Origin of the sequence: Bacteroides sp. L10-4, from assembly GCF_013373675.1 — a bacterium.
Classification (GTDB): Bacteria; Bacteroidota; Bacteroidia; order Bacteroidales; family Bacteroidaceae; genus Bacteroides; species Bacteroides muris.
On sequence record NZ_JABXJH010000100.1, the window covers coordinates 1 to 7,490 of the forward strand.

The 7,490-nt window shown below is 46.6% G+C and carries 5 protein-coding genes and 1 pseudogene; 3 read left to right on the forward strand and 3 right to left on the reverse strand.

Annotated elements, in window-relative coordinates; genetic code table 11:
• Window positions 1–235: 235 nt before the first annotated feature.
• Window positions 236–571, reverse strand: a pseudogene (locus HU824_RS18700) (hypothetical protein); the annotation flags it as partial.
• Between the two features lie 45 nt (window positions 572–616).
• The gene (locus HU824_RS18705) at window positions 617–2,362 is read right to left on the reverse strand and encodes a bifunctional UDP-sugar hydrolase/5'-nucleotidase (protein WP_176469674.1); all 1,746 of its coding nucleotides are present in this window, start codon (window positions 2,360–2,362) and stop codon (window positions 617–619) included.
• Between the two features lie 203 nt (window positions 2,363–2,565).
• Between HU824_RS18705 and HU824_RS18710 the strand changes: the two genes are divergently transcribed.
• Window positions 2,566–4,701 (forward strand): Tex family protein, encoded by a 2,136-nt coding sequence (locus HU824_RS18710; RefSeq protein WP_136011133.1) that lies wholly within the window; start codon window positions 2,566–2,568, stop codon window positions 4,699–4,701.
• 33 nt (window positions 4,702–4,734) lie between these two features.
• Here HU824_RS18710 and HU824_RS18715 read toward each other — a convergent pair whose 3' ends face one another.
• Window positions 4,735–5,631, reverse strand: coding sequence for a CPBP family intramembrane glutamic endopeptidase (locus HU824_RS18715; RefSeq protein WP_176469675.1), 897 nt, complete (start codon window positions 5,629–5,631; stop codon window positions 4,735–4,737).
• 112 nt (window positions 5,632–5,743) lie between these two features.
• Between HU824_RS18715 and HU824_RS18720 the strand changes: the two genes are divergently transcribed.
• The gene (locus tag HU824_RS18720) at window positions 5,744–6,796 is read left to right on the forward strand and encodes a leucine-rich repeat domain-containing protein (RefSeq protein ID WP_176469676.1); all 1,053 of its coding nucleotides are present in this window, start codon (window positions 5,744–5,746) and stop codon (window positions 6,794–6,796) included.
• A gap of 65 nt (window positions 6,797–6,861) precedes the next feature.
• Window positions 6,862–7,041, forward strand: a complete 180-nt coding sequence (locus tag HU824_RS18725) for a hypothetical protein (RefSeq protein ID WP_176469677.1) — start codon at window positions 6,862–6,864, stop codon at window positions 7,039–7,041.
• The last annotated feature ends 449 nt before the right edge of the window (window positions 7,042–7,490 follow it).

The window sequence follows — 7,490 nt, forward strand, 5'->3', positions numbered from 1 at the left end:
TGACAAAACGCACTTGAAAGACCTCTTCGACAAAACTAAATTTCAATATGACAAAGACCGTTTCGGACCAAATGGGCCAAATTTATTTAATGTTTAACTAGTCCCTATTTTTTATGGGACACTAATGATAATAACCCTAAATGCCGCATTTCATTCGCTGAAATGCCGGTCATTAAGGAACCAAATGCCTGGCGTGTACATGCGAAAATCCAGGCGTTTTTAAACCTAATGAGTATGAAAAAAGAGCGGGAGGAGCGCGAAGGGAAAGGGTACGTATTACTTCCCCCTTTACGGTAGGTGTTGCCGGTTTGGCTCTGAGCATGGCCAGCAAAGGACGCATCGGGTGCTGAACTTCATGCACATCCACCCCGGAAGAGTAGAATGCCGACAGATGCCCGATGACCAGAAGGGAAGTCTGGGAGTGAGAGTGTGTGCCATGAAAAGGGTGCGAGTGCGTTATCATCACCCCATTCACATAATGGACGTGGGTGAACGCGATGATGCTTGCCTGGTACATGATAAACAGTACCAGCAAGCTCAATGCGCCTATAATTTTTTTCTTCTGCTTCACGTCCAAAAACTTATGCTATAGATTTTGAGCCGCAAAGATAGTGAATTATTCCTTAACTTTACCAAACAAGAACTCATAATCACGCTTGGCAGCCGGAACCACCCACTCTTCGGGAATGAACTTCCACTGGTTCAGCGCACGTGGTTCAATCACCTTTTTCCGCTCGATGTACTGCATCAGATAATAACGTAAGTCCTTATCCGTAGAGTGGATAACGCGCTCCTTCAATTCATCCTGCGAGATACCGGAACCCTTTGTCAACAATTCGCCGCCGCCGTTTCCGCGATAAGAATTCACCGCCACCTTATACATTTTATCCATATCGAAAGGAGTACCGTCCGCCATACTGAGAATGGCTACCTTCTCTCCATCCGGCTTGGTCACATCCACCGTATAGACAATGCCTGCCGCAGAGTCGAAATTGAAACTGAAGTTCTTGAATGATCCCCTATCCGTAGCACCTTCACGGTGCTTCTCACGGAGGAGAAGGATATGGTCGTCCGGAGACTTCATCCAGTTAGTCCACAAACCATACGACATCTCTAGGGCATCGCGTATCTCCTTTCCCGTCAGACGCATGGTATAAAGCATATTTTCGTACTTGTACAGATTGAACATATCGTTCACAAAAATGTCTCCTTTGCAGATTTCCGCATCATAGGACAAGGGAGCCGCAAAAGAAATATCCGCCCCACTGATTGCCAACTGCAATTCATGGATAAGGTCTATAAAAGCGGAAGAGCCGAAATAGGCAGGACGTGTGGAGATGGTCTCGGTAAAAGAACCTATCTTCTTGGAAACAAAATTCCGTACAGCTTCATATTCGGGGGCAAAGCGCTGCATGAACTCTTTGCTGACGCCGTAGTCTTTTGTATCAGACAATATGCCGTCTATCTTCTTGCCAATAACCTTGCCGTCATGCAATTTCAAGGTTATATCCACATTACTCACAACGAGACCGTTGCTGGCAGGATCCATCACCAGTACCGAGTCACCAGCTATATTGCATATCCTCTTGCATTCGCGCGCATGGTCGTGGCCCATCAAGACAATATCGAATCCTGGCACATTACAAGCCACTTCCACCGAAGTGTTTTCGCGATACTTGCCTCCCATCAGCCGAGCATCCTGGCCGGCATGGAACATACCGATAACCAAATCCGGCTTTTCCTGTTCACGGATAATCTTCATCCATCGGCGGGCGGTCTCTTCCATATCGTCAAAACGCAACCCCTTCCACAGATTCTCTGAAAGCCATACGGGGATGGCAGGAGTTATCATGCCGAGGACAACAATTTTCACTCCTTCACGTTCCAGCACCTCATAGGGCTTGAAATAGGCTTCTCCAGTAACAGCATCCACAATATTGGCACCCAATATCGGGAAACGGCAGTCACCTACCCAACGGTCGAAAACGGCACGGCCGGTCTCTACATCATGGTTACCCATATTACCGGCATCATACCTCATGAAATTCATCATCTCCGCTGTCAGATGGGAGGCAACAGTATCTATGTAATTATAATAGTAGGCTGTGGGTTGTCCCTGCAGAATATCGCCATTGTCCAACAGAATCAGGTTTTCGCCATAAGCCTCACGTTCCTTTTGCACCAAAGCATGCACGCGCGCCAGGCTGCCGGCTGCCTCCCGACGGTGTATAAAATCGTAAGGATAATAGTTTCCATGTACATCACTGGTCTGTACGACTTTCAGCTTCACCTCTCTTTCCTGCGCAGGAAGTATACTTGTCAGGACAAAAATCCAGATAAAAAAACAACTAAATCTTTTCATTATATTTCCTTATTTCATATATCAGTACTTTCTCACCAAGCTACTACTTCAACGGTCAGCTTACAAATAGACAAATCCAAACGGTATCGCCCGGCAACAAATTACTCCATAATTGTGACAAATATACTGAAAAGTTGAAACCTGGAGAAAAAACAACAATTGTTTTTTGTACTTTTGGCACCTATTACAAAATGAGATACAAAATGATACAAGATTTTCATCGAATGATATCTGCCGCTCTCGGCATATCAGAAAGACAAATAAGCCCGACCCTCGGCCTGCTGGAAGACGGAGCGACAATTCCTTTCATCAGCCGTTACCGCAAGGAAGCAACGGGAGGACTGAACGAAGTGCAGATTGAGGCTATCCAGACACAATATGAGAAACTGAGCGAAACTGCCAAGCGCAAGGAAACCATTCTCAGCACCATTCAAGAACAAGGCAAACTGACTCCTGAACTCCGGAAGCGCATTGAGGAGACTTGGGACAATAACATACTGGAGGACATCTACCTCCCCTACAAGCCCAAACGAAAAACACGTGCCGAGGCGGCCCGCCAAAAGGGGCTGGAACCACTCGCCACCCTGCTGATGTTGCAGCGTGAGCCTCATCCAGAGGAACGTGCCGCCGGTTATGTGAAAGGGGACGTAAAGAATATAGAGGATGCCTTGAAGGGCGCACGGGACATCATAGCCGAGCATGTGAGTGAAGACGAGCGGGCCAGAAACAGCGTCCGGAACTCCTTTGCCCGCCAAGGCACACTGACCGCCAAGGTAGTGAAAGGCAAAGAAGAGGAAGCAGCCAAATACCGCGACTACTTCGACTGCTCCGAATCCTTGCGACGATGCAGTTCCCACCGTCTGCTCGCCATCCGGCGCGCTGAAGCGGAAGGTCTGTTGAAAGTCAGTATCAGCCCGGACGATGAGGAATGCGTAGAACGGCTGGAACGCCAATTCGTGCGAAGCAATAATTCCTGCGGACAACAAGTGGCAGAAGCCGTCCAAGACGCCTACAAACGCCTATTGAAGCCTTCCATAGAAACGGAATTCGCCACGCAAAGCAAGGAACGTGCCGACGAGGAAGCCATCAAAGTGTTTGCGGAAAATCTCCGTCAATTACTGCTGGCCTCGCCATTAGGGCAGAAGCGTGTGATGGGCATAGACCCGGGATTCCGTACGGGATGTAAAGTTGTGTGTCTCGATGCACAAGGAAATCTGCTCCACAATGAGAATATCTATCCCCACCCTCCGGTCAGCAAGCAGAAGGAAGCATTCACCAAATTGCAAATGATGCTCGAATCTTATAAGATAGATGCAGTTGCCATCGGTAACGGAACTGCCAGCCGTGAGACGGAGGAGTTCCTGAAACATCAGCGCTTCAATCGTGATGTGCAGATATTCATCGTCAGCGAGCAGGGGGCTTCCATCTATTCAGCCTCTAAAATTGCACGGGACGAGTTTCCCGAATACGATGTCACCGTGCGTGGTGCCGTGTCCATAGGCAGGCGCTTGATGGATCCGCTGGCAGAGTTGGTAAAGATTGACCCGAAATCTATTGGTGTGGGGCAATACCAGCATGATGTGGACCAGACAAAGCTGAAAAAATCACTGGACCAGACCGTAGAGAACTGTGTAAACCAGGTAGGTGTCAATCTAAACACCGCAAGCAGCCATCTGCTGACCTACATCTCCGGATTGGGTCCTCAACTGGCACAAAACATTGTGAATTATCGCACTGCCAACGGTGCTTTCACTTCCCGCAAGGAATTGATGAAAGTGCCGCGCATGGGTGCCAAGGCCTTTGAGCAATGTGCCGGCTTCCTGCGTATTCCACAAGCAAAGAATCCTCTGGACAACACCGCCGTGCATCCGGAAAGCTACTGCATCGTAGAACAGATGGCGAAGGATTTGGAATGCAGCGTAGCCGAACTGATAGCCAGCAAGGAACTGCGTCTGAAGATTAATCCGGAACGCTACCTCTCCCCTACCGTGGGTATGCCGACTCTGAAAGACATTCTGCTAGAACTGGACAAACCCGGACGTGACCCGCGCGGACCGATAAAGATATTTGAATTTGACAAGAACGTACGCACCATCAACGACCTGCGTGAAGGCATGGAACTGCCCGGTATCGTAGGAAACATTACAAACTTCGGCGCATTTGTCGACATAGGCATCAAGGAAAACGGCCTGGTACACCTCTCCCAACTCGCCGACAGATTCATATCAGACCCCAATGAAGTGGTGTCCATTCACCAGCATGTACGCGTAAAGGTAATCGGCATAGACATAGACCGGAAACGCATACAGCTGACAATGAAAGGAATGGAACAGGGATAGAGATTTAAGGATTAGGGATTAATAGTTGCTGTATTAATCCTTAATCCCTGATTCCTTATAATAATGTCTTATGATGATTACCGTACCAAGCACTAAAAGCAGTGAACACAGAATGGAGCCTTCGAACCCGAAGGTTCCTCCATTTATCAGATTTTCTTCCGGAAAGTGAAGAATCAGCAGATTCTCATTGCTGAATTCATTTCCACTGACTTTATATCCCAGAACAGAGCCTTGAATCCAGTTCCAGAACCAATGCAAAGCAATGGGGAAACAGAGGTTGCGCGTATATATATAGGAAGCCCCCAGAAAACAACCTGCCAGCACAATATTCAGAAACGGGACAAAGGTAAAACCGGGATTGAAAAGGTGCATCAACGAAAATAACACTGCTGAGATGAACAATGCCACAAACTTATCGACACCTCCATCCAGCATACGCCCCAAAATAAAACCGCGTCCGATAACCTCTTCCGTAACTGCCACTAAAAAATAAAGCAAAAGACTTGCCAACAACGAAATGGGAGAAAAAAAGACCCCTGCCACATCCACAGCCCCCAACAATAAAGACAAGCCAAAACCAACTGCATACAAGAACACGACAAACAAAGCTCCGTTCAGCAAGCTTCTGCCCCACCCCTTCAAAGACAAGCCCAAGTTCGAAAAAGGAAGTTTCCTGAAACCCAGCACAATACAAGCAGAAACAAGCCCACTGGCCAACATCAAGACTTCATTCAACATCATCAAATAGAAGCTCGCCCCGCCAGCCAGTGTCTTCAACTCCGGAAAAGCAATGGCAAAAGGCATGGCAAACAAAAACAGAAGAATCATAAAAAGCACAACAAACAGCACTATATCAACAAATGTCAGCCGAATACGCTTTGCCTTACCCGCAGCAACACGCTCTTCCTTCACTGATTCTTCTGTCTTCATTGGTATCTCATATTGATTAATATCCGACAAAAATAATAATAAAAAGAAAAAACTTCATGTATTCCTGCCAGTTTCTCCTTATATTTGAAAAATCAATCTGGAATCGACAAACATGAAACTAAAAAAAATTCTTTTAGCCGTTGCCGGGCTGGCGTTAATGCTGAATGCCTCGGCACAAAAATCCAAGAGATACTACGTAGCCAAACCCGGTACCTTGGTGGAACTGATGACAGAAGCGGAAGCCGATGAAATTACCCAACTGACCTTGCAGGGCAAGCTGAATGCCATAGACTTCAGGCATCTGCGGGATGAATTCAAGAACCTGCAACTACTGGACATTTCAAATGCCTCCATCAGCATGTATGCAGGCAAGAACGGAACTTATCCAAACCGTTTTTATATATATCCTGCCAATTGCATCCCGGCATACGCCTTCTGCAAGCAAGCGGATGACAGCACTTACACCGGCAAGGAGACGCTGACCAGAATCATCCTTTCAGACAAGACCAAGAACATCGAGGATGCCGCCTTCAAGGGATGCAAAAACCTCAAGATATGTCAGATACGGAAAAAAACAGCTCCTAATCTGTTGTCCGAGGCATTGGTAGACAGTGTCACTGCCATATTCGTACCGCTGGGATGCAGCGACTCCTACCGCACCAAAAAGAATTGGGAAACCTTTGCCTTCATCGAAGGGGAGCCTCTGACAGTAAATGTACAGATAGGCAAAACGGGCAGCCTTGCCAGCGAACTGCTAAGAGCGGGATTACAACCCAAAGATGTCAACTTCCTGACCGTTGAAGGCAAAATGGACGAAGCCGACTTCACGCTGATACGCGACTATATGCCCAATCTGGTCTCCATCGACATGGCCAACAGTAATGCCACTGCAATCCCCGACTATACTTTCACCCAAAAGAAGTATTTGCTGAACGTGCAGCTCCCGCAAGGACTTAAAAACATCGGACAGCGCGCATTCAGTGGCTGCGGCCGTTTGTGCGGCACGCTGGTGCTTCCTGCCGGTGTAACTGCCATTGAGTACGGAGCATTTATGGGATGCGACAACCTGCGCTATGTACTTGCCACGGGAAATAAGGTAACCACGCTGGGAGACAACCTTTTCGGAGATAGTCAAGGCAAAATTATACACAAGGAGAAACAGTAATCAAACTATCCCCGCCTCAGCAAGAACAAGGAGGCTCTTTTAATAACAAAAGAAAGTGTGTCAGAATGATAGCCAAGATTCATTTTGAAGCACTTTCTTTTGTCTCAATATCGCACAAGCTTTTATTAAGCAAAAAAGATACGAAAGAAAAATCGTTCCTCCATGACGGAAATATTGTTCCACCGTGGCGAAAAAATCGTTCCACCATGGTGGAACGATTTTTCCCTCATGATGGAACGATTTAAAATATGCCTATTTAACATGAATTGATATAATATCAGAAAACTGTTCATGCCTGTTATGGCGATTTCCTGCTCTTAATGGCTTGCAACAAGGATGATGTTCTACCTGGCGAACCCTATGAAATGGTCATATGAAATCCTCACACCTAACAATGTCAAGTTTTTGGATTCCACCAGTACAGAAGATACCCCTAAGCATTCTTTCAAGGCAAATAGCAAGGAAGGCAATATGATAATGACTTGTGAGAATTTCGTTGCACTTAATCCCATATCAGGCGATTCTTATACATACGATTGCAGATGAGTAACGCTTAGGATAGAAGCCGTAACTATTCAGCGAATCGAATACAATCAGGTTGGTCAGCAACAATTTTAGAATAATCCTCTGATTATCATCAAAATAACAGTGATTCTATTTGTGAATGTCAGATAAAATCGCTATCTTTGTATCT